The 25,176-nt window shown below is 38.9% G+C and carries 10 protein-coding genes, 1 tRNA gene and 2 pseudogenes; 8 read left to right on the top strand and 5 right to left on the bottom strand.

Translation table 11 applies throughout. The features are described from left to right. The first annotated feature begins 8 nt into the window (after nucleotides 1–8). From ACFIJ8_RS07580 to ACFIJ8_RS07565, 4 genes and pseudogenes are all read left to right on the top strand, one after another. Complete coding sequence (locus ACFIJ8_RS07580; RefSeq protein WP_375639304.1) at nucleotides 9–1,313, top strand: hypothetical protein; 1,305 nt, start codon at nucleotides 9–11, stop codon at nucleotides 1,311–1,313. A gap of 14 nt (nucleotides 1,314–1,327) precedes the next feature. Further along, the gene (locus tag ACFIJ8_RS07575) at nucleotides 1,328–1,537 is read left to right on the top strand and encodes a 2-hydroxymuconate tautomerase family protein (RefSeq protein WP_015856802.1); all 210 of its coding nucleotides are present in this window, start codon (nucleotides 1,328–1,330) and stop codon (nucleotides 1,535–1,537) included. An 86-nt stretch (nucleotides 1,538–1,623) separates the two neighbouring features. Beyond that, nucleotides 1,624–1,896: pseudogene (locus ACFIJ8_RS07570) on the top strand (phage tail protein); the annotation flags it as partial. 51 nt (nucleotides 1,897–1,947) lie between these two features. Continuing rightward, nucleotides 1,948–3,031: pseudogene (locus ACFIJ8_RS07565) on the top strand (replicative DNA helicase); the annotation flags it as partial. A 132-nt stretch (nucleotides 3,032–3,163) separates the two neighbouring features. Here ACFIJ8_RS07565 and ACFIJ8_RS07560 read toward each other — a convergent pair. From ACFIJ8_RS07560 to ACFIJ8_RS07540, 5 genes are all read right to left on the bottom strand, one after another. Beyond that, nucleotides 3,164–3,237 (bottom strand) — tRNA-Gln (locus tag ACFIJ8_RS07560). A 63-nt stretch (nucleotides 3,238–3,300) separates the two neighbouring features. Then, nucleotides 3,301–4,059 (bottom strand): ABC transporter ATP-binding protein, encoded by a 759-nt coding sequence (locus ACFIJ8_RS07555; protein ID WP_375629221.1) that lies wholly within the window; start codon nucleotides 4,057–4,059, stop codon nucleotides 3,301–3,303. After that, nucleotides 4,056–4,931, bottom strand: coding sequence for an iron chelate uptake ABC transporter family permease subunit (locus tag ACFIJ8_RS07550; RefSeq protein ID WP_375629218.1), 876 nt, complete (start codon nucleotides 4,929–4,931; stop codon nucleotides 4,056–4,058). The genes ACFIJ8_RS07555 and ACFIJ8_RS07550 overlap by 4 nt, the downstream gene beginning before the upstream one ends. 67 nt (nucleotides 4,932–4,998) lie before the next feature. Further along, on the bottom strand, nucleotides 4,999–5,955 hold the full coding sequence (locus tag ACFIJ8_RS07545; RefSeq protein WP_273788235.1) for an iron chelate uptake ABC transporter family permease subunit: 957 nt from the start codon (nucleotides 5,953–5,955) through the stop codon (nucleotides 4,999–5,001). A 102-nt stretch (nucleotides 5,956–6,057) separates the two neighbouring features. Further along, entirely contained in the window at nucleotides 6,058–7,008 is a 951-nt protein-coding gene (locus ACFIJ8_RS07540) for a siderophore ABC transporter substrate-binding protein (protein WP_375639303.1), read from the bottom strand. A 199-nt stretch (nucleotides 7,009–7,207) separates the two neighbouring features. Here ACFIJ8_RS07540 and ACFIJ8_RS07535 point away from each other — a divergent pair, with 199 nt between their 5' ends. From ACFIJ8_RS07535 to ACFIJ8_RS07520, 4 genes are all read left to right on the top strand, one after another. Then, nucleotides 7,208–13,666 carry an autotransporter outer membrane beta-barrel domain-containing protein gene (locus ACFIJ8_RS07535; protein WP_375639302.1) on the top strand — a complete coding sequence of 2,153 codons (6,459 nt, stop codon included), beginning with the start codon at nucleotides 7,208–7,210 and terminating at the stop codon, nucleotides 13,664–13,666. Between the two features lie 674 nt (nucleotides 13,667–14,340). Beyond that, nucleotides 14,341–17,466: an autotransporter outer membrane beta-barrel domain-containing protein gene (locus ACFIJ8_RS07530; protein WP_375639301.1), complete on the top strand. Its 3,126-nt coding sequence runs from the start codon at nucleotides 14,341–14,343 to the stop codon at nucleotides 17,464–17,466. Nucleotides 17,467–18,638: 1,172 nt separating this feature from the next. Beyond that, nucleotides 18,639–21,389: an autotransporter outer membrane beta-barrel domain-containing protein gene (locus ACFIJ8_RS07525; RefSeq protein ID WP_375639300.1), complete on the top strand. Its 2,751-nt coding sequence runs from the start codon at nucleotides 18,639–18,641 to the stop codon at nucleotides 21,387–21,389. A 444-nt stretch (nucleotides 21,390–21,833) separates the two neighbouring features. Beyond that, the gene (locus tag ACFIJ8_RS07520; protein WP_375639299.1) at nucleotides 21,834–25,067 is read left to right on the top strand and encodes an autotransporter outer membrane beta-barrel domain-containing protein; all 3,234 of its coding nucleotides are present in this window, start codon (nucleotides 21,834–21,836) and stop codon (nucleotides 25,065–25,067) included. Nucleotides 25,068–25,176: the final 109 nt, after the last annotated feature.

Here is a 25,176-nt window from a genome sequence, read left to right as displayed (position 1 = left end):
TGATACGCATGTCCTCCGTATCCGCTATAATAGCGATGCTGATGCTATTCATTTTTCTTATATCTATCTCAATGAGAACTTGGTTTCTTATTCCATTGGATGGAGTGACTGTTTTCGGTTATTTGCTTTTGACGATACCATACTGGTGGTTGAAGGGGAATGCACGCAGTGGTGTGTTCATCCTGTTGGCTTGTACTTTAGTGCTGATATGGCGTTGGCACTTTCCTGATGTTAGTACTGTGCTTGTGCGTTTTACTGATGTCTTTTGGCTATTACTCGCCATGGGATTGTTGCGCCATGTGATGAATATATGGCGTATTTCAGAATTTCTCTCTGAACGGTTGATGCGCTATGGAAAGGGTTCGCTTACCCTGTCCATAGCGATACTGACTGCGTTTCTAGCTTGGCCGATGAGTTTGGGGGTTATCCCCCTAATGATTGATGCCTTGAAGAAAAGTGTTTTTCCCTCTCGCCATTTGGCCGCTATTGTGATGCGAATGATGAGCATCACAATGGTACTGATGCCAACCAGCATCGGTGCAGCAACAGTTTTCTCTGCTATGCCTAGAACACCAATATTCACATCCGCTGCTTTGGGGATACCACTTTTTCTATTCAGTCTGTTGTTGTTGTGCATTTCTCCTGTTGTAGCGCTAGCTAATCCGATTATTTGCGATGAGAGGAGAGCGAATAAAGAAGGAGAGAGGTTAAGAATTTGGATTTTTTTGATATTGTTCTGGCTAACATTTATCGTTGCGTTGACAGTTATCAGGTTGAATGCACTAGAAAGCATTGCGTTGACGGCGAGCATTCTATATGTCCTTGAGCGTGGGAGTTCACGCAGTGTTGATTTTTTGACTCCTTTGGTGGCAGTGATACGCAGTATATCAAGTGAAATTCTGTTGTTGCTAGGTTGTAGCCTGCTAATATCTACTTGTGATTTGCTTATTCCTTTGTTGCCGGTGACGTTTAGTCACTCATTGGCATCATTCTCTGTTTGGCAGCGCTATGCCTGTATTCTCTTCGTATTGCCAATTTTCAGTGTAGTAGGAATTCACCCTATGGTGCTATTTAGTTTGGCATTTCCCTTACTAGGGTCATCGATAACTTATGGGGTTACGGATTATTTGGTTTGGATTTGCTTCTTTATTGCAGCTCAACTCCTTTCTCCTGTATCAATCAATGCTATTTTTGCTTCCAGTAGCCTGCATATTTCACCGGTGGATACAAGCTTTAAAATGCATAGTTATTATGTATTAATGTTTAATCTTTTTGCGTTCATTTATTTGAGCTTTTTTGTACAATATTTGTAAATTATGGAGATCTTATGCCTTACATAAACATTAAAATTACTAATGAAGGGGTTACCTCTGAACAGAAACGACAACTAATAGAAGGGGCAACTCAATTATTAGTTAATATTCTGAATAAAAATCCGAAAACGACGGTTGTAGTGATCGATGAAGTGGAGACAGATAATTGGGGTATTAATGGTGTTCCCGTCACAGAATTAAGGAAAGATCAAAATAAAGAATAACTCTGTGTATTTGACAATAATTTAAGGTCAATAGGGTTAATCAATGTAAAAAATCACGTTCTTAAGCAACATTTGATCAAACCGCCATTGGTGCGGTTGTTACAGCCCCTGATGCTGATGCACAGATCTATCTCCTCAACGAGCCTGTTCTTCTCTTCACACATGAGATAGAGAAACTGAAAAAGCTTGGGAAAAAAAGAGGTACAGCTCTTGATGTCATTAACGCCGTGTGTGCGCAAGGGGTTGAGGCACAAATTATTCTTGTGCGAGTGGAAGAAAAATCAACCATTACTGAGACACAAGCGGAAATGGTAGGATCAAATGCTCACCTGACCGGTGTGCATGCGCTGAAACATGCGTGAGGTCATTTAGGTGTGGAAACCTAGGATTTTATTGGCAGCAGCTTGTTTTTGATTAATCTTGGCAATGAAGTTGCCAATACAGCTTTTGATGCGCCTGTCGAACTTACACCTTCCCAACAAATTGAAACGATTGAAAATCAGTTATTTGAGCTAGCTGAAAAAGGCAAATATGGGGGTGGGCTTTAACAGGTTTGAAAACTTTGATACAGCCATTGCAAAAGCACTTAACATGGCAAGCGCTGCAAAAAAGCGTTCCTCACAGCTCTCAGGGATCGCTACCCATATCAAAACCCTTGATGAGAAAATGGGGGGGCTACAGCCATCTGATTTGATTATCATAGCTGGACGCCCTGGGATGGGGAAAACCTCTCTGGCAACCAATATTGCTTTTAATATTGCCAATGCTTGCAAGCGTCATGATAACAGCCAAGCCAATGAAGGGGGTATAGTAGGATTCTTCTCACTTGAAATGTCATCCGAACAGCTTGCAACTCGCATTATCTCAGAACAAATAAAGGTTTCTTCTTCTGATATGCGTCGTGGTAATATCTCAGAAGAGCAATTTACCAACATCATTTACGCAATGCGTTCCTTACAAACAATCCCTCTTTATATTGATCAAACAGGTGGTGTATCCCTTGCACAATTGTCCGCCCGTGCAAGGCGTCTCAAACGACAACATGGTCTAGATGTCTTGATTATCGATTATATCCAACTCATGACAAGCGGTTCAAAGCGTTCATTAGAAAATCGCGTTCAAGAAATTACAGCCATTACCACCGGATTAAAAGCACTTGCAAAAGAACTCAATATTCCCATCATTGCTCTGTCACAACTTTCGCGTCAAGTTGAAAATAGAACAGATAAACGTCCACAACTCTCCGATTTACGTGAATCTGGTTCAATTGAGCAAGATGCTGACATTGTTCTATTCGTTTATCGTGAAGAATATTATCTCAAAAATGAAGAACCCAAAGAAGGCACTGCTGAGTATAGCAAATGGCAAGAGGCAATGGAGCAAGCCAATGGTAAAGCTGAAGTTATTATAGCAAAACAACGCCATGGTCCAACAGGAATCGTTCCACTGGCATTTCAATCGGATTTTACACGCTTTAGTGATTTGGAAAAATAGGAGCAGAAAAACGCGTTAAAGGGAGCTTTAAATACCCTTTGAGAACCACTTTAAAACTCTTTGAGAAAAAATAAATTGGTACAAAACCTAGTGGCAAAATATACAAAACCCGCTGGCAAGCTACAGCTACACTGGCTGGGGAACTTGGATTCGAACCAAGATTGACGGAGTCAGAGTCCGCTGTTCTACCATTAAACTATTCCCCAATAAGCCAATTTTATCATCTCTAGCAGATTCTACAGTGTAGGCAAGCGCAAAAAATCTTTAGATTATCGATAATAAAGAGCGATAGGAATGTCATTGATTGTTTTGATTTGAATATCAACATCATAAATGTCTTTAAGAATTTCTGGTTGCATAATTTCTTTGGGAGTTCCACAATAGGCTGCTTTTCCATTTTTCAGTGCAACAATCATATCTGAATAAGATGAGGCAAAATTAATATCGTGCATAACAATAAGAATGGTTTTTTTCAGTTCATCAGCTGTGCGGCGTAACTGCTTCATCATAGAAACGGCATGTTTCATGTCCAGATTGTTTAATGGTTCATCTAAGAGAAGATAATCAGTATCTTGGCAGATAACCATGGCTATAAAAGCGCGTTGACGCTGACCGCCAGAAAGCTCATCTAAAAAACGGTCTTTTAAATCTTGTAAGCCGAGATAGCGTAGCGCACTGTCGATAAATTGTTTATCTTCATGTGTATACCAGCCTTTTGAATAAGGATAGCGTCCGAAACTTACTAAATCGTATACGGTTAAACGGAAGGATAAAGGATTATCTTGACGCAGAATTGAGAGTTTTTGAGCCAAAATATCGTGGGGCATTTTATCAATATCAAAGCCGTCGATATGAATTGTACCATTATGGTGTGGCAAAAGACGTCTTATCAGCATTAAAAGAGTTGATTTTCCCGAACCATTGGGTCCAATGAGAGAAATAATCCCCCCTTTGGGAAGATGAAGGCATAAATTGTCGATAATCAATCGTGCTCCGTAAGCCTTGGAAAGATGATTGATCTCAATCATTTTAGTTTTCCCTTCATCAGTAACATTAAGAAAACAATTCCCCCACAAAACTCAATGATAAAACTTAAACGTCCTGCCATGTGAAAAATTTGCTCTAAAATAAATTGTCCCCCCACCAAACAAATAATCGCTAATAATATTGCAATCGGCACAACAACGCTGTGTTTTGCTTGAGGAGAAAGTTCATAGGAAAGGTTGGCAACTAACAGTCCAAAAAAGGTGACTGGGCCTACTAATGCGGTAGAAATGGAAACGAGAATGGAAACAAAAATAAGGACAGCTGTCGCACTTTTGTGGTAGTTAACGCCAAGATTAAGAGCGTTATCACGTCCCAAAGCCAAAATATCAAGAAGATGACGAGAATGCCATCCAATCAGACTCACAATGAAGACAATGATTGTGGCAAAGCTTATGAGGGACGTATTAAATTTATTAAAATTTGCAAACATAATATCCGTTAAATTCATCATTTGGTCTGGATTTAATTGCAATTGCATAAACATCCGTAAACTGAAAAAAAAGCCGCCTAAAACAACACCAATTAAAAGCGTTAAGTGAAGTCCTTTTAGGCTTCCTGAAAATAGCCAGCGAAAAAGGCTTATTGAAAAAAGAATAAGAATGAGGGCTTCGAGAATGAGTTGTCCTTCTTCATTTAAAAAGGGCAAAGAAAGAGAGCCTACAAAATACATCAGAACAGTCTTTATTAAAATATAAAGCTGATCAAATCCCATAATTGAAGGGGTAAGAAGCCGATTATTAACGATTGTTTGAAATAAAACCGTAGAAACGCTTATTGCATAGGCAATAAGAAGCAGAGAGGAAAGTTTTGTAAGACGAAATGTCCATGTATAAACATTGATATTCCACGTCATGTAAAGACTAATGACAGTACATGCTATGATGATAAGTGTTGTTAGTACACATATTGTTTTTCTTCTTCTATCCAAGACGCTTTCTCCAGCGTAAAAGCAGTATCATAAAAATAAAACTACCGATTACACCCATCATAGTGCTTATGGGAATTTCAAGAGAGGGATGAATTATTCGTCCTACAAGATCACAAATCAAGACCAATCCTGCACCGCTGATGGCCACCCAAGGAGCAGTACGGCGCATATTATCGCCCATGAAATTTGACACAAGGTTGGGCACAATGAGTCCAACAAAAGGAATACGGCCAATTGTACAGACAACAACAGCAGTGATTGAGGCGACAATAAAAAGACCAAAAAACATGACAACACGATAATTCAATCCAAGGTTATTGGTTAAATCTTCTCCCAAACTTGCAACCGTAAAGCGATCAGCAGTACAATAGGCCAGAATACAAAGGGGAAGGGACAGCCATAAGAGCTCATATTTTCCTTCAAGAACCATTGAAAAACTGCCAAATAAGTAAGCTTGAAGAGAGGGAAGTAACATTTCATAATCTGCAATGGCATTGGTTAAAGAGCCAATGATATAGCTTAGCATAATCCCTGTAAGGGGTACAATGAGAGCAGATTTTAGAGGAATGCGGCGCAATAAAAACATAAAAAGTAAAGTGCCTGTCATGGCAAAAAGTGTCGCAACGACCATTTTTCCTAAAACAGAAATATCGGGCAGAAAAATCATAATAAAAAGAATGCCAAGGGAAGCAGATTCAACAGTTCCAGCGGTTGATGGCTCGACAAAGCGATTGCGTGTCAATAGTTGCATAATCATACCTGAAAGTGCAAGTGATGCACCTACTAAAAGGATTGCAATGGTACGAGGAAGACGGGTTTGCCAAAAAATAAGCCACGCATGGGGATCGGCTGCGAAAAGGTCAGAAGGCGTGACATCAGAATAACCAACAAAAATGCTGAGGATAGACAGGAGAATGAGAAGTGTTATGGTTATCCAGTAATTCTTCACGTTAAATCATTTTCTAACAAAATTAAAAAAAGCAAAGACTGCTTAATAAACAATCTCTGCTTTTAAATTTTATTTATATAGCAAGCAAGCTCTTTTGTACGCTTATTTGCTCTTTGTAAAGGCTTCATTGATCTGCTTAGCGGTTTCAAAGAGTCCCGTTAAACCACCACTTGCACGATACCAGCTCCAAGAGTCCAAATAAATAATTTGATTTTTTTTGCTTGCTGTTGTGCGGTGAACAAGCTCATTGTTAAGCAATTGTGCTGCGGATTGCCCTTCACGTCCAATTGCGGCATCCCGATCAATCACCAACAACCAATCAGGATTTGTCTCAAGAATAAATTCAGGAGAAATGAGTTGTCCATGTTTTTGTACAGTGAGTTTATCGGTTGCAGGGGCAATTCCAAAAGCGGAATGCAAAATATCAAAACGTGACTTTGGTCCTAAGGCACTGATTTTTCCACCAGAAGTCATGAGTACAAGACCTTGGCCTTTTCCTTTAGTATTTTTACGAACTTCAGCTAAAGTTTCATTGAGTTTTGCAATTTCTTCTGCAGCTTCTTTTTCTTTGCCAAAAATTTTGCCAAGGATAGACACATTCCGTTCAATATCTGCAAGAGAGTTTTCATTTCCTACAGTTAGATCAATTGTTGGAGCGATTTTGGATAAATCATTATATTTTGCTTGAGTTCTGGAGGAAATAATAATCAAATCAGGTTGAAGGGTGGCAATTTTTTCATAATCGGGTTCAAAAAGGGTACCAATTTTTTCATATTTTGCATCATCAAATTGTTGCAGATAGGATGGTTTTTTACCTTCAGGAATACCGATAACCGTTTTGATACCAAGGCGATTCATATTATCAAGAGAGGCAATATCAAACACAACAACCTTTTGCGGAGAAGCAGGAACAGGAGTCGTGCCTGAAACATGATTAATTGTTACATTTGTTTGAGTACTCGTATTTGCAATACTCGTCTGTGTCCATAAAGCTGTTGCAAAGCTGGTTGCAACCAGTAAAACAGAAGTCATCCGTTTCATATATTTTATCATCGTAATTTTATCCTTTTATCTAATATTACAAGGGGTTGCGCATTTAAAAACCTTAACTTAGGTATTTTTATGCACAAAATGGAGCGTAAATAAATAACAGTATGTTGTAAAGTTGACTAACATATGTTACAAATTGTTCACTTACCTCATTTTCACTTAATTCTAGTGTTTTTGCAACATTATTTAGAAAGTTTAACATATGACCAATGTATTTAAAAAGCGTACAAGTCTGTACGCATTGACAACAAGTGCTCTCTTCTTTTTACAAAGTGTAGATGCTTCGGCTAGTTGGTTTAACGTATCACTTCCAAAACTACCTTCTTCATTTTCATCTCTGCTACCATCTTTCGGAGGTTCATCACAATCTTCTGAGCCTAAAGCAGCAGAGTTACCTGCGCCTCCTGCACCACGAGTCGCTGGCTCAAACGAGGGTAATCGTATAGGCAATGGCAATGGCGGTGGCGCCCCTGGTGCTGGTGGTGCTGGTGGTGCTGGTGGTGCTGGAGCTGGCGTCCCTGGTGTGGGTGTTGGAGCTGGCGGTGTTCCTGGCGGTGTTGGTGTTGGCGGTGTTCCTGGCGGTGTTGGTGTTGGCGGTGTCCCTGGCGGTGTTGGTGTTGGCGGTAACCCTGGCGGTGTTGGTGTTGGCGGTAACCCTGGTGCTGTCCCCGGTGCTGCTCCTGGTGTTGTCCAAGGTGTTCCTGTTGCAAGTTCATGTCCTCCTGATGGGAGTTTCTTGTCCCTTAACTCTGTGATCTGTTCTGATACGAGGTATCATCAGCTAAAGAGAAGTAGTATTGGTGTGTTGAAGTTTGGCGATAACGCTGTGCATGCAACAGGACAGGTTACTCGGACAGAGGTGTATAAAGCGGGTGAGAGAGAAGTCTTGTTTTCGGATCGAGGTACAACTGTTGAGTTAGATACTGTGTCTATTAAGGGGATAGCTGCTCCAAAAGGTCATGTAATTTTAAATTCTAATAACATCGGTAATCCTAATGATTTAGAAAATAGGCCTGATGATTACAATAGCTATCTTGATATAAAAGTGGGGGCAGGGGTATTAGCAACACTTGGTTCAAGAGTTAAGCTAAAAAATTCAACTATTAAGGACTTTATAGTTGGGGTTGATGCTCAAAACGATTCAAGGATTTCTATGAAGGGTGGAAGAATCTTTTATACTGGGATAGGAGCTTCTGCTGATCTTGATTCGTTTATTTTTCTAAATGGAGTGGAGTTTTATCCTGTTGGGATTGGTTTGAAAAGTGAGGGCAGGTCTGGAATAATGATGCAGTCTGGGTCAATTAATCTTGATACAGGTGATGTGGGAGTTTTAGCCGGATATAAAGGGATTGTAAGACTAGATGGAGTTCGTATTAACAGTCGAAAGGGGATAACTGGGCGAAAGAGTTCTGATTCTGAAAGTTCTTCAAATCTTATTTTCTTGTCAGATGGAGGTCTTATTTCTGTTGAAAAAGGAAGAGTTGAGGGCTCTGATGCAGTTGCTCTTTGGGTTACTGGTGGTGCTAATGAGGTTGTAACCGCTCCGATAGATGATCGTGGTTTTAGTGGTGGTCTTTTGGCAAGTCGTTTTCATATTGTTGATAAGGGTGGTGTTGATAAGGGTGGTGTTGATAAGGGTGATTCTCTTTATTCAGAAGATGAAAAGCTTGAGCGGAATGGACAGTATTATACTTATCACGCTACGGAGGATGCTCTTGTTACTCCTCTCTCTACTATAGAGAAGACTAGATCTAATCAGAAGGCTTTGCAATATATATTAGATATAACAGGTGAGGAGAGTAAAAGTCATTTTAAGATTAAAGCTGATATTAAAAATTCCACTATTCAAATAACGGGAAAAGATTCTTATGGCATATATTTTAATACGGCAGCTGCAGAAAATGAAGAAGAATCAGATGCAGAAGAAATTATAATAAATAAAGACAATAGTCGTACAGCGAAGATGGTTTCTTTAACAGGAACTACTCTTAAAATTCCAGAAGGTATAGCTATTTATGGTGGTGATTTAAATGGTGCTGTCATTTTAGGAAAGGATACCGTTCTTTCGGGTGATCTATTTTTAAAAGCTGAATCTCGTTCTAGTCTATTGGTGCACGCTCATGAATCTTCGATTATAGGTGCAGCTCGTGTTGATGAGAATGCAAATGCTGCGCTTTATTTGTCTCGTTCAGGACTGTATTTAACAAAAAGTACTCATCATAAACCATTCGAGAAAGATAGACATCGTATAGATTCAAATCTTTCGGCGGTATATCTTACAGATAGTAGTATTGTATTTTTGCCTCCAAAAAGTGCAAATGAAGGTTATCAAACACTGCAACTTGGACGTAGAGAAAGTTCGCATCTAGGTAGCGGTTTGTATGCTGAAGGAGATGCTAGGCTTTATATCAATGTGAATTTTGTTTCTGGTAATTCAGGTAACGTTAAGCTTATGTCTGATAAGCTTTTGGTTTATGGCATTGTTACTGGAAAAACGAAGGTTTATGTAAATGATAATTCTGTCATCACCACTTTAAATGAAAAACTAAAAAATGGAGAGAGAATTCAGCGTCAAGGTGTGCAAAATCAAGGTGAACGGGAGGTGAATACAAAAAAACCTGCCCCTCTTCCAATTATTCACGTTTATGGAAACGCACAAAAAGATTCTTTTGAACTTGCTAATGGATATGTCACATTGCAGGGATCACCTTATCAATACGTTCTTAGGGCGTCTGGTCCAATACAATATAGTGCTTCTGGTTCAATACGATTTTCCAGTAGTTACAGGAAACCTATAAATCTGCCTGATACAATGTGGACTTTCAGCTTAGAAAGTAAAGTAGAAGGTGGTGAAAGGCGGCAGAATACAGCTGCTAGTATAGCTCATGGACCTCGTAATATTAATATTACGCAGCCTGTTGTTCTTGATTTGTCGTCATCTGGGGGTGAAGGCACTGTATCTGGGGTTAATGGTTCTTCAGAATTAGATTCTTCATTAGCACCTGATCAAGTTACTGCTTCTGTTTCGCCTAGCAATTCTGCACTACTTGAGAGATCTGATGTAGAAGAGCCTGATGCGGATTCAGCTGATGCATCTGTTAGAAATCTTACTCCAACTTTTGAAGTTTCAGGACGTACTCCATCTGCTTCAGGAGGTGTTTTGACAACTGAGGAAACTGTTGATGGAAGTGTAGATACTTCTCTTATTGCTTCTCCTAATAGAACGGATAGTCAGAATGAAGTAGAAGATGCTACAGTACTCCGTAGTGATAATGATACAGTTGATGTGAATGATGTAGATGAAAGTGGACCTACTCCATCACCGAGAACAGAAGATAGATTAACAGGTGAAAATAGTGACACTTTAAGTATTTCTCTTCTTGATAGTTCAAGTGCGGAATCTGATGATGTAGGGTATGATATAGTGGACGAAGGAGGTAATATTACAGAGGGTAATAATACAAAGGTTGAGTTAATTCCGTCTCAGACTGTTATATCTTCTGTGCCTCAATCTTCTACGCTAGAGAGTTCTGTACTTGGAAGGTCTGACACAGGCAATTCTGATGTGGGATTAGGTCTTTTAACTGGAACTTCTTCAGTTTCTGAAACTGAAGAACGGACTTCATCTTCTGCTCCTCAATCTTCTTCGTTGGGGAATGTCAAGACTGAAGTGCCTGCTGCTTCTGGAACAACTAAAAAGCCTAAGCTTTCTTCTACCCTAGTTAATTCTATTAAATCTAAGCAAAGGAAGCCTGACTCTAAGGGGACGGATGGTAAACCTGTAGCGCGTGTTCTACTTTATAATAAAGGAGCCGACACACTTAGATCTGAATCGCAAAAGCCTATGGTGGCGACTGTGTCAGCCAATGGTATAAAGCAGGAAGGTATTTCTTCTCAGTGTAGTAATACGGAGAAAAATGATACGGAAAGACTGCAAGTTTCTTATTTTTGTAGTGATGGTAAATCACATACAATGACAAATCTTACACTGAAGGCAAGTGAGAGAACTCAGCATTCTATGCATGCAAAGAGTAATACAGTTGTTAAATTAGATGGTGCTACTATTAGTGGTACGGATTCTTTTGATAGTAAGAATAATGTTGATTTTACTGCAATACAGGCTGTGAGTGCTGTACTTGCAGAAGAAAAAGCAGAGATTGTTTTGGATAATAAATCAACAATTACGTCTTCTATGATTGGGCTTGAAGCGCAAAGTGGCGGAAAGGTTAAGATGACTGGTGGGACAGTCGATGCGCTTTATGTGGGTGCTTTGGCTGGTTCTGGATCATCTGTTAATTTAAAGGATACAAAAATTAACGTGACGGGGGATGTTGCAGCTGGTCTGGCAAGTACAGGCGGTAAGATAACCATGGACTCTGGAGCTATTACTTTGGCAAAGGGAGTAGCAGTGTGGTCAGAATCTGGGGGGAGCGTAGAGTTAGACAAAGTTAGTATTAATGTGAAAAAAGCAGCAGAAAAATTAGATTCAGCAAATGATTTTGCACGTGCAGCTTTTCTGTTGAGTGATAATGCTTCTGTTGATTTTAAGAATGGAAATGTTGTTACTGATGCTCATGCTTTGTGGGTTATGAACTCTGGTGATAATGTGGTTGAGACCGGTTCTTCTAGGAGAAGGAGATCTTCTGAGGTTCGTCCTACTATGAATCACGCAAATATCGAATCTTCTACTGTTAAAGTAGAAGGTGATGGAACCTATGGTATATATTTTGATGGAGTAACACAGAAAGAACAGAAAGAAGAGAGGAAACAAAATCGAAGTAAGGATTTAGCAACTGAGAAAGCAATTGTTGTTAAGCGGAGTGCTGTATCCAAACAGGAGAAAACACCTATAGGCATAACAGGAACAGTTTCGTTGAAGAAAACTGATTTTGGAGTTGCAAATGGTATAGCTATTTATGGTAATAAATCTGGTGGTCATGTTTCATTAGAAAATAAAACAACTCTTGCTGGTGACTTATTATTAAAAGCCGAGAATGATTCTAATATATCAGTTACGGTTGATAGCTCTATTGTTACAGGCGATGTTCGCGTTGATAAAAGTTCTTATGCAAAATTAGACTTGGCTAATAGTTCACAGTGGGTTCTAAAAAGAAGTGCGCAGAAGAATTTGGGTACTCCAGATTCAGGAGGTGTGGGTTCATGCGTTTCTTCTGTGAGACTTGTAAATAGTACTATTGATTTTAGATCTTCCGAATCTGAAGGGAAATATCAGACTCTCCATATTGGAAATGGGAACGGCACAGTTTATGAGGCACAGGGTGATGCTTCAATTCATCTCAATGCACGTTTAAATCCTCATGATCCGAGTGATCAGCAAGTAACGGATCGACTTGTCATTCATGGTGATGTTTCTGGAAAAACAAAAATACATGTACGAGGTGATGCGGGCAATGTAGGAGATGCTAGAGCGAATGGAAAGATTGCTCATAGTGTTTCAGTTATTCAGGTCTATGGTCAAGCGAAGAAAGATTCTTTCCAACTCGATGGCAATTATGTTGCGCTGAGCAACTCACCTTACAAATACACTCTTCGTGCTTATGCTCCAGAAGCGACTTCGAAACAGGAGCATGTTCAGCAGAAGTTTGTTAAGGATGGTGGAGAGTTTTGGAACTTCCGTCTAGAAAATCAGTATGTTAAGTCTATGGGATCTGCTGCCCTTTCTGAACAATTTGTAAGGTCTGTTGTTCCACAGGTTCCAACTTATCTTGTCTTGCCTAATAGTGTATTCCACGCTGGTTTGATGGATGTCAGTAATCAAAACAAGCAGTTGGAGACATTGCGGATGACTTCTACAGGAAGGGTAGAGGTTCGTGAGAATCCTGCTTTATATTTACGCGGCTATGGTGGAAGTTATCGTTATGCTTCGAATTTATCAGCACTTGAATATGGTTATGGCGGTGATCTTAGTTATAATGGTGTAGAGGCAGGTGTTCTGCTGCAAACTATTGAAAACTCTGATAGCGCTATATCCTTTGGCGTTATGGGAACTTATGGAAAACTGTCTCTGCAGCCTGTGAATGTTGAGCACAGTCAGAAGAGTGCATTTGATAAATGGACTGCTACAGTATATGGTAGCATGCAGCATAATGTTGGCTTCTATGTCGACGGTCTTTTATCCTATGGGCTGTTCAAAGGTGATGTTCTCACTCTTGCACGGGGTAAGACAGCAACATTGAAAGGCAATCCTTTGAGTGTTTCCTTAGCAGGTGGTCAGACAATTGCTACAGGATATAAGGGTTTTGTCTTTGATCCGCAGGTTCAAGTTGTGTATCAACATCTCCAGTTTAATAAAGCCCGTGATATCGACAACTTTGATATTGAAATGGGTAACCTTGATCAGTGGGTGGCACGTGTTGGTGGACGCTTAACCAAGACTCCTATAGGTTCTGAAGGCATGGATGCTGTTGCTTTCTACGGTAAGCTTTATCTTGCTCACGGTTTTGAAGGAAAACAGTCTGTGCATTTCAAGGATGCTTTCAAGTTAGGGGCTTTTGGTTCTTCATTAGAGGCTGGATTAGGCTTTAATGCCAAATTGTTGCCACAGTTCTCTCTACATGCTGACGTTCTCTATCAACATAAGCTTAATAAGGCTGGTTTTTCGGGAACAAGTTTTTCCGGAGGAGTGCGTTATCAGTTTTAATATAAGGTACAGTATGTACTTTTTAAAAAAGGCAGCACATTGTGCTGCCTTTTTTCTTTGTAGCAACTTGTGTTGTTCTTAAAAACTTTTCATCTTCTTGATTGAGCAAAAAAGACATAGTTTGTTTTATGTATGAGAGCACTTTTCTACGCTAAAGCGAATTTTTTAAAGTTTATGCTGCTACTGATACGATAGAGTGTCTCACTTTTATCGGCTTTTTAAGCGTTCAGTAGTCCAGTATGCGTTAGGTTATCCTTTTTGGTACTGATTGATATTATCTAATATAATATTTGATGTTTTCTAAAACTCGTTTTTGAGAGTTTGTTTTCCACTGATTTAACTCATTGTTTTATTTATCTCCTTGTGGATTAATTTTTAAAGTTCACAAGGTTTAGTTGTTTTTTTTAATTAATTGCACGCACTGATTTTATTTTTTCTTTACACGAAATACAGAATGCATTATACACCTATAAAGTGTGATTATTAATTGTTCTCTTATAGGTGGTTTTGGCGTAGAGCTTCTGCCAAATGTATTGGGATAATTCATTGCACAGTTCAGATGAGCATGAGGCATGTTCTTTTTGTTACACTTTTCGTGTTTTGAGGTGTGCAATGGGATGTTTTGCAGGTGCTTTTATTTTTAATGAGAGGGGAAGAAAAGTTTCGAGGGAACTATGATTAAAGTTTTTAGAAATCATCTATGTTTATGTGCTTGTACAACAGCTATCCTCTCTTTGTTCCAAAATGGAAAAGAAGTTTATGCGGCTACAGAGGGGAAGGATAGTAAATCTTATGTTATAAAGGTTATCCCAGTTGTCTCTGCTAATTCTTCTCCTCATCTTAGCGGGAGTAATAGGCATAAGCTTCCTCTTAGGGGAGAAAGTGGGGATAATTATTATCCTCCTAATATGATTCATGTTGGCGACAACGATGAGGGTATTCGTGGGAGGAGTGATTATCGTAAGCTGAGTGGAGTGGATGGAGCGAACAGACATCAGGAAAATGTAGATAACTCTGTTAAAGATGCAGACTCTGATGGAAGAGGTGTGAATCCTGGGTTTTATTACTATAATGGGTTGTATTATATATGCGATAATTGCGGGGAATCCAAAATTGATAATAAATCTTATAAAATTACGAATAAGAACGTTTCCAATTATCCTGGTGATCCTACTGCTATAACGGTAAAAGGAATAGGCACAAGGGTTAGTGGGGAGGATGTGACGGTTAGTAGTCAAGTTTCTGATAAAACTTTTCTAGTGGGGGTGCATGTATTAGAGAACGGTAAGATTGTTTTGAAAGATCCGATTATCAAAAATACAGTTATAGCCCTTCGTGCGAGTAATGGAGTGATTGAGGTAAAAAATGGAAAGATTAAGGAAAGTCATGAGGGTGTTGATGCAGCAGAGAACTCGTTTGTTCTTTTAGAAGATACAGAAATTAAGACCGCTAATGGGAATGCAAGTCTTTTAAGTTATGATCATTCAGAAATTTGGATGTCAGGTGGGGCAGTTGATTTTATGAACAGCCATGGGGTTTCTTCGACGTTAGGTGGGAAGGTAAATCTCGAGAATGTTAAAATTACTGGGAAAGGTGACAAAGGTAAGGATCGTGCGGTTGTGCATACAGATTTAGGGGGGGCTGTTAATTTAGAGGGTACTATTGTTAGTGCTATGGATGTCCATGGCATATTATTAGAAAATACAGTCAAGTCTGTTCCTCTGCAGGAAGTTAAAGATTTATCAAATGAGGATTCTGATTCAAAGATTCCTGTAACTGAAGTTAATATGAAATCCTCTTCTGTTACTGTAAAGGGTAAGGGATCTTATGGTATCTATTTGCGGGGAGAGAAGCCATGGAGTGAAGGTGGGGATAAAAAAGAAGAAATTTCATCAGAGGAAGAAGAAGCTTTACCACGATTAGAAGTTGTTAATTTGGATAAAACAGAGTTTTCTGTTTTAGATGATGCGGCTCTTTATGGTAGAAACATTACTTCTGGTGCGGTGGGGTTGGTGCACAGTACTCTTCGTTCAGGGAACTTTTTATTAAAAGCTGAGGAAGGTGCTTCTATAACAGTTTTGGCTGATGCTTCTACTCTTGAAGGTCGCACACACGTTGATAAAAATTCTAATGCCGAACTTTATTTGGGAGGCCGTTCTAAATGGATTTTACAACAACCGTTGCAAAAAGATCAACATGGGGCTGCACATGATTCTTCTATTTCACTCGTTAGTCTTATGGGTGAGAGCTCTATTAATTTTAAAAGACATGAATCTTCTTCTGCTGATGATTATCAAACTCTTCGTATTGGAAAGGGAAAGGGTGAAGTTTATAAAGCACGGGACGGTGCCTCTATTTCCCTTAATAGCTATCTGAATACTGGTGGTGCTCTTAATCATCAAAAGACTGATCGTGTTTTAATTCATGGTGATGTTTCGGGAAAAACGAAGCTCCAGGTGCATGGAGTTTCAGGAAGTCCAGGAGGATACACGGGAAGGGGAGGAAATGATGAAGGTATTTCAATCATTCAGGTTTCTGGACAAGCAGAGCAAGATTCTTTTCAGTTGGAAGGTGGTTATGTAGCACTAGATAAATTACCTTATCAGTATAAGCTTTATAGTTATGGTCCAGGGTCTCATTTAGGAAAAGCAAACATGGATCAAAGATTAGTTGAAGGGAACGGAGAATTTTGGGATTTTCGCCTTGAAAGTAGATCTATAGATTCTGATGTTAAACCTAAACCAGATCCTTCTCCGAAGCCTTTTCCTGACCCAATTCCAGGACCAGAACCTTCTCCAGCACCAGCTCCAGAGCCTCATCCTAAGCCGGGAGTTAAGGCTGTTGTTCCGCAGGTTCCGACTTATCTGCTTTTGCCTAATGCCTTACGTCATATTGGTTTGATGAATGTGAGCAATCAAAATAAGCGATTAGAAGCTTTACGAATTTCTTCTGGGGGCTTATTAGAAAGTCGTGAAAATCCTTTCTTTTTTGTGAGCGGTTATGGCGGCAATCATCGTTATACTTCAAATCTTTCCGCGCTTGAATATGGTTATGGCGGCGAGCTTGATTATAATGCCATAGAGGCAGGCGTTTTGCTGAAAGCAATCGAAAATATGTATGGTTCCACTTCTTTTGGAATTATCGGGGCCTACGAGAGATTTTCTTTGCAACCTTTGAATGTTGAGCAGAGTCAAAAAAGTACATTTGATAAATGGTCAGTTACAGCATACGGTGGTATGCAGCATGATGCGGGTTTTTACGTTGATGGTCTTGTGTCTTACGGTTTGTTTAAAGGTGATGTTCTAACAACTGCACGTGGCAAGACGGCAACATTAAAAGGAAATCCTTTAAGTGCTTCATTGACTGCTGGTAAAACGTTTATGGTGGGGGAGAACGGTTTCGTTTTTGATCCGCAAGTTCAAGTTGTTTATCAATATCTTCAATTTAATAAAGTGCCTGATGTGGATGGCTTTGATATTGAGCTGGGAAAGCTTCATCAGTGGATAGGGCGTGTTGGAGGGCGTTTAACAAAGAGGCTGGTCGCAACTGATAAGGCTCAAGTTGTTTCTTTCTATGGCAAGCTTCATCTTGCTCACGGTTTTGAAGGAAAACAATTTGTGCATTTTAAAGATGCTTTTCAGCTAGGCTCTTTTGGTTCTTCGTTAGAAACTGGATTAGGTTTTAATGCCCAATTGTCTCAAAAATTTGCGCTTTACGGCGATTTGGTTTATCAGCACAAGCTAACGAAAGCTGGTTTTTCTGGAACTAGTTTCTCTGGTGGTTTGCGTTATCATTTCTAGTTTTGTTGCTGTTTCTGATTAATCTTTGAAAAAGCCACAAGTTATGCTTGTGGCTTTTTCTCATTCTCTATTCATTTTGTGTTATAGCCTTTTTACGAGAGTGTAACTTCGCATATCTTTGATATGCTTTTGGGTTGGACTTCTTTCATTTTTTTGAAAAGTTTGAAGAGTTTGTACGTTATGGTTTCAAAACGCGTATTTCAGAATGATTATTATATTATTTATATATGCCGATTGATAAAGATGTTTTTTAATTCAGGATGCGGAAATATTTTCAATGCTCTTATGATGAACCCATAAAAAGCATTCCTTTGCATATTATGTAAGATTGGCAAGTGGATAATTGTCTAAGAAAGGAGTCAGTATAATTTGGGAAATCACCTTAGGAGGAGAGGATTTACAATATTAGAAATTGGCAAAGGAAAAGAAGATACTCAAGCGCAATGAGAGCTATATCCGATGAACTTTATATTATATCCGCTGTCGTTGTGAAATGGGGATGGAAAAAATGAGAGATATCTGAGAAAACTGATGGATGAGAAACATAATGACATATTGTTTTTGGAAAATGTGTTTTCTTAAAAGGAATGCGATAAATACTAGGATGAAGTCATGTATAATCTTTACTTTTTAAAGATCCGGCTCTGAATGCGTTTAAATGTTATCAAGTTACATTAAAAGGAGGTAGTAAAAATAGGAACTGATTTTTACACGTTCCTACTCTTTATTAGGCTGTCTTGCCACGAAGTTTGCCTAAAAAGGTATAGGTAAACTCTTGTTTTTCAATTTTGGTATATGTTTTGTCTGCTTACAAATACATATTGTTTCAATATAATATTTCTATCGTAAGGAGGTTGATTATACCCGTTCTGGTGGGATTAGACAGCAGTTAAAGCAGGCGTTTTTAATGCATGTCAACCGATTAAGGCTATTTTGGAATAACAATTTTAAAGGTGATTTTTCTGTCGTTCTTCAGTTATATTTTTGCAATTTTTTTTGTAAAAGCAACAGATCTAGATTGTATTTTTGAGTAATTTTTTAATTCCATATTTACATAAAACACAAAAAATATTAATAGACTTCCTATCTTTAAACCAAAACGTATTAAATTTCCTAGTTAAATTTGATACGTTATGCATTGCTCTATGATGGGGCAGAATTATGGTGTAATTATGGTAAATCTATTTAAAAATCGTTTCTCCTTATGTACTTTTACAACAGCATGTCTCTTTTTTGCACACAATGTTGATGTTTTTGCACACAATGCTGAATCTCAAGTTTCCTCTGAAAAAAAGCAGTCTTCATGTGATCAGAATGCAGCATTTTATCAATGTTCTGATGGTAGAGAGCATGAAATTAATAATAAAGTTTATTCACGAACGGGTAAAAATATTAATAGTGTTTATGGAGCCATAGAGGCGTCTAAGAAAGGTACAACTATTCGTGGCAAGAATATAACTATTAAGGATGCTTTAAATAGTGATGGTTTGGATAAAGATTTTTGGGAATATGGTGTAGTAGCCAATGATGAGGGAGCTGTTGAGATAGTAAAAGGAGTGATTAATTCTACAAATGGTGTCGGAGTTCTGGCAAGTAATAGAGGGGTAGTTAAGATAATAGAAGGAACGATTGACTTTAAAAATGGTATCGGAGTTCAAACAAAAGAGAGAGCACGCGTCTTGATGAAGTCCGTTTCCATTACCGACAATGGTAGTCAGGCAACGGGTGTAAATGAGAATAGTGAAAATTCGGCTTTTCAGATGTTGGGATATGGGGGGTATATCAATCTTGAAGAGGGTAACGTTAAGCTTTCTAATGCCCATGGTGTTTCATTTTCGGAAGTTGCTGGCTATATTCGTATAGATAATTCTACCATTGTAGTAGAGGGGAATGCGTCTTACGGCTTCCGTTTTCTTGGTGAGAAACGGCGCGATTATGATCCAGGAGAAGTTTTTCATGCGGAAAACTCGGCTTATGTTTTTCGCTATCATCATGGAGCGGGTTCAAATGTCTTCGGAAGTTTGCCGAAAAAAGGGATATTTGCGAGTGGGGCTGTTAATTTAATGCGTGCTAAGTTTATGGTTCCAAATAGTGCGGCTATTTATAGCAAAAAATCTGGTGCTAGTGTTAGCGTTGACTTGAAGGCTACACTTTCTGGAGATTTATTGTTGAAGGCTGAGGATAATTCTCTTGTGAAGGTTTCAGCTGATTGGGGTTCTACACTTATAGGGGGTGTTCTCATTGATGAAAGTTCTGTTGCTGAATTTAAGTTGAATGGAGGGTCAACATGGACTTTAACGCGACCGAAAAATAATAATTTGCAAAATTCTAGCTCTATGGGTGTTTCATCGATTTCATTGATACATCTTATTGATAGTTCTATTGTTTTTGAAAAACCAAACTCTAGCGGAGCTGGTAATTATCAAACACTCCACATTGGAAAGGGATTAGGTGTGGTTTATAAGGTGCAAGGCAATGCGCATCTTTATCTCAATACGTACTTGAATGAGGGTGGTTCTGTAGAAAATCAACGGACCGATCGTGTTTTAATTCATGGTGATGTTTCTGGTAAAACAACAGTACATGTGCAAAGCGTTTCTGGAAGTCCAGGGGGGGCTACGGGGAGTGGTGGAAATGATCAAGGAATTTCGATTATCCAAGTTTTTGGGGCAGCAGAGAAGGATTCTTTTAAGCTGAATGGTGATTATGTTACGTTAAACAATTTACCTTATCAGTATAGACTCCGTGCTTATGGTCCAAAGTCTGAGTTGGGAGAAGGAAATTCTTCTCAAAAATTAGTTTTAAGTAGAAGAAGAGAATTTTGGGATTTTCGTCTAGAGAATTTGTCTGTTAAATCTGCTGATTCTCAACCTACAACTCTTCTTCCTTCTTCTGAGGTTAAGTCTGTAGTTCCTTCTTCTGAGGTTGAGTCGGGTTCTCATTCTGGGCGAGCTGTAAGATCTGTTGTTCCTCAGGTACCAACTTATCTCCTTTTGCCAAATAGTTTGTTCCATGTAGGTTTGATAGATATTAGCAATCAAAACAAGCAGCTGGAGACAGCACGGACTAATTTGGGTGGAATGTTGGAAATTCGTGAAAATCCTGCTTCATTTTTGCGTGGCTATGGTGGGAGTTATCGTTATGTTTCAGATTTATCTGCGCTTGAATATGGTTATGGAGGGGATCTAGGGTACTATGCGCTAGAGACAGGTGTTTTGCTACAAACTGTTGAAAATGTTGACAGTACTATATCCTTTGGGGTTATGGGGTCTTATGGAAAGCTTTCTCTACAGCCTCAAGATGTTGCACAAAGCCAAAAAAGTACATTTGATAAATGGACTGCTACAGTATATGGCAGTATGCAGCATGATGCAGGATTCTATATTGATGGTCTTTTATCCTATGGTCTGTTTAAGGGAGATGTTCTGACAACTGCTCGGGGTAAGACTGCAACATTGAAGGGTAATCCTTTAAGTGTTTCCTTAATGGGTGGTCAGAAAATTGCCACAGGATATGAAGGTGTTGTTTTTGATCCACAGGTTCAGGTTGTTTATCAACATCTTCAATTTAATGCGGCTCGTGATATTGATAATTTTAATATTGAGATGGGTAAACTGGATCAATTGATGGTACGTATGGGTGGTCGTTTGATGAAGACCCTGACTGCGTCTGAAAAAGATCGTGATGTTTCTTTCTATGGAAAGATTCATTTTGCCCATGATTTTGGCAAAGAAAGAGCTGTGCGCTTTAAAGATTCTTTCCAGTTAGGGGCTTTTGGTTCTTCTCTAGAGGCTGGATTAGGTCTTAATGCTCGCTTGTCTCAAAAAGTTGTGCTTCATGGTGATTTGGTTTATCAGCATAAGTTGAGCAAAGGTGGTTTTTCTGGGATCAGTTTTTCTGGTGGGTTGCGCTATCGTTTTTAGAATGATCATCTTGGGGTAAGTTGTTTAAAAAGCCATAAGCATAGCTTGTGGTTTTTTATTATTTGTTTGCAACTTTTAAAATAAGCTTTTTTAAAAAATGTTTTTTGCATGAGCAAGTTTGTTTCTTTTTAGAAACGAGATAAGGATTTCTGGTTTGCAGTTCTTGCTTCTTATGCTGTTTTTCTTCCTTTAGTGTATTTTTATTAAATTCTCTTTAAATCACCGCTTTGGGGTGGATTTTTTATTTTTATCTATATTTTTACGCGTTTTTATAAATAATACAATTTTAAATTGTGATATTTTGGGGTTCTGGCTTTACATAAAACATTTAGTGGATATATAAAATACAAAACGTATTTTAAATTATCACGCGTAACCAAAGTTATTAAACAGAACGCGTGTTTTTTTGTTTTTAGAGAAGGGGAAGAAAGTTTGTAAAAAATTATGCCTAAAAATCATCTCTCTTTATGTCGCTTTACAACGGTTATTTTTTTCATTGTATACAATGCTGATGCAGGTGAGATTCCCGCTGAGAAGAAGCCATATTCATGTAACGAAAGTGCCTCATTTTATCGCTGTAATGATGGTCAACCGCATGAAATTTCCAAGAAAACTTATCAACTTACGGGTGCAAGTTCTGATGCTGCCATAGAGGCATCAGGGGAAGATACAATTATTGAGGGAGAGGCTATAATCATTAACGGTGTTTCGAATGCAAATGGCCATTCAGAAACAAATGCTTGGACAACAGCTGTAAAGTCCTCAAATGGGGGAGGTGTTGCTCTATTTTATTCTATGTTAAATGATGTGTCGATAGGGGCTGATGTTAATGATGAGGGAGCTTTTGAGATGCAGGATGGGGTGATTAAAGCAACCAGAATGGGGATCAGTGTTGCTGGTAAAGGGTCGTTTGTTGCTTTGACCAAGACAGAGATTAAGACATCTTCTGATGCGATAGGTCTTTTGAGTTCTAATGGTGCAAAAATTTATATGAAAGGAGGGAAAATTAACTTTGCTGATGGTATTGGTGTTCAAACAGGAGGAGAAGGAGAAATTAATTTAGATGGTGTTTCTATTACTGGGAGGGGGAAACAGGGGATAAATACAGATAATCATCGTGAAGCTTCTGCTTTTAGTATGCTGCAGGGGAAAGGCTCTCTTAATTTCCAGAAGGGAAACGTTGATGTTAACAATGCTCATGGCATTGTATTGCAGGGGAATGATAATAATGATGCCCATATCAAATATTCCAATATTTTTGTGGAAGGGAATGCATTTAATGGCATGCGCTTTTTTTGGGAAGCTGTCTTAAATGATCAAAAAACAATTATACCTGGAAAAGGGTCTGTCCATTTGACAAAGACAACCGTTATGGCTCCAGAAAGTACGGCTATTTATAGCCGCCAATTCGAAACTTCTGTTAAACTCTCACAACATTCAAAAATTTCTGGAGATTCACTCCTTAAAGCTGTTGAGCATTCCAATGTAAAGATTGAGGCTGATGCTTCTACTCTTGTAGGAGTTGCACATGTTGATGAAAGTTCTACAGCTAAGATAGAGTTAAAAAATGGTTCAAAGTGGATTTTATCGCGACCAAAAGTTGACAAATTGCACAACTCTGATGCTTCTGGTTCTAAGTTAGGGGACTATTCCTTCATTTCATCGGTCAATCTTACGGATAGTTCTCTTATTTTTGAAGAACTAAAATCCAAAACGACAGATGGTTATCAGACACTTCTTATCGGAAAAGGGGCAGGGACTGTCTATCGTGCACAAGGCGATGCGCGTCTTTATCTTAATGCATATTTGGATAAAGGAGGTGCTCTGCAAGAGCAAAAAACGGATAGGCTTTTAATTAATGGTGATCTTGAAGGAAAAACGACAGTCCATGTGTATAGTGTTCCTGGAAGCTCAGGGGCATTGACGGGAGATGGTGGTAATGATCAGGGGATTTCCATTATTCAGGTTTATGGAAAAGCCGCTGAAGATTCTTTTCAGTTAAATGGGGGGTATGTCACACTTGAAGCCTCTCCCTATCAGTATCATCTTAAGAGTTATGGTCCAAGCTCTGCTTTAGGGGCGGCAGATTCCAATCAAAGAGTGCTTAAAAATACTGAAACATTTTGGGATTTTCGCCTCGAAAGTCAATTTGTTGATTCTACTTCTCTCGATTCCACTAAAGTTTTTCCTGTTCTTGATTTGGTTGTCCCTCCTTCTTCTGACGATATTCCTTCTTTTCCTAAAATTCATCCTAATATGACGGGAGGTGAGGATGGTTCTATTGCTTCTAACTCTCAGCAAAAACCTCAGGAGCCAAGTCTTTCTTCTCCTGATAGGGACTTTCATCTTACTACCACACCTAATGTACCTGATGTTGTTGTGCTTGAGATCCCCAATCCTCCTTCCTCTCTTGCACCTGTTGTTCCCGCTATTGCTGAATCTAAACCAGTTTCCCCAGTTTCATCTGGTCCTTCTGTTCCGCCGCCTGTTTCCCGCCCCACTTCTGTAGTTGTTGCCCCAGTTGCGTCTGGTTCACTTGTTCCGCCACCTGTTTCTCGCCCCACTTCTGTAGTTGTTGCCCCAGTTGCGTCTGGTTCACCTGTTCCGCCACTTGTTTCTCGCCCCACTTCTGTTGTTTCCCCAGTTTCATCTGGTTCACCTGTTCCGCCATCTGTTTTTGAGCCTTCTTCTCATTTTGAACCAAATGTGAGAGTCATTGTTCCACAGGTTCTGACTTATATTCTTGTGCCAAATACCTTATTTTATGCTGGATTGATGGATATCAGTAATCAAAACAAGCAGTTGCAAGCGCTGCGAACTGTTTCTGGTCGGTTGTTGAAAAATGACGAAAATTCCGCTTTGTTTTTGCGCGGTTACAGTGGACATCATCATTATACTTCAAATTTATCTGCACTTAAATATGGTGATTATGGCGGTGAGCTTGATTATAATGCACTAGAGGCAAGTATTTTACTCAAGAAAATCGAAAGTGCATATAGTACGACATCCTTTGGAATTATGGGAAATTATGGCAAGCTTTCTTTGCAGCCTCGAAAGATTAAACAAAGTCAAGAAAGTATATTTGATAAATGGACAATCACAGCATATGGAAGCATGCAGCATGATACGGGTCTTTATATGGATGGTCTCTTCTCTTATGGCTTGTTTAATGGAAATGTTCTCACACTTGAGCGAGGTAAAACGGCTGCATTGAGAGGTAAGCCCCTAAGTGTTTCCTTAACTGCTGGTAAAACGTTTATGATAGGCAGCCGATATTTTATTTTTGAACCGCAGGTTCAGTTTGTTTATCAAAATCTCCAGTTTCATAAGACTCGTGATATTGATAATTTTAATATTGATATGCAAAGCCCAGATCATTGGGGAATGCGTATTGGTGGGTATTTAACGAAGGCACTTACATTTACTAAAGATGCACATGTCCTTTCATTCTATGGAAAGCTTCATTTCATTCGTAGTTTTGATGATAAACAATTTGTGTATTTTAAAGATGCCTTCCAGCTTGGTTCCTTTGGGTCTTCGTTAGAGGCTGGATTTGGTGTTTTTTCGCAACTATCTCCAAAAATTATTTTTCATAGTGATCTGATTTATCAGCATAAATTTACGAATTCCGGCTTTTCTGGAACGCATTTTTCTGGTGGATTAAGCTATCATTTTTAATTGTTATTTTCTTTAATACATCCTTTGTGAAAATTATAAGCACAAAACATAGTTTTATTGTATTATTTTTTCTGATTTCTGATTTTCATATATAATATAAAGAAAATTA

The organism is Bartonella sp. MF74HXZ, from assembly GCF_042194445.1.
In the GTDB taxonomy this organism is placed as follows: domain Bacteria; phylum Pseudomonadota; class Alphaproteobacteria; order Rhizobiales; family Rhizobiaceae; genus Bartonella; species Bartonella grahamii.
Note: the sequence above shows the minus strand (reverse complement) of the source record. Positions and strands in the feature narration are given on the sequence as shown.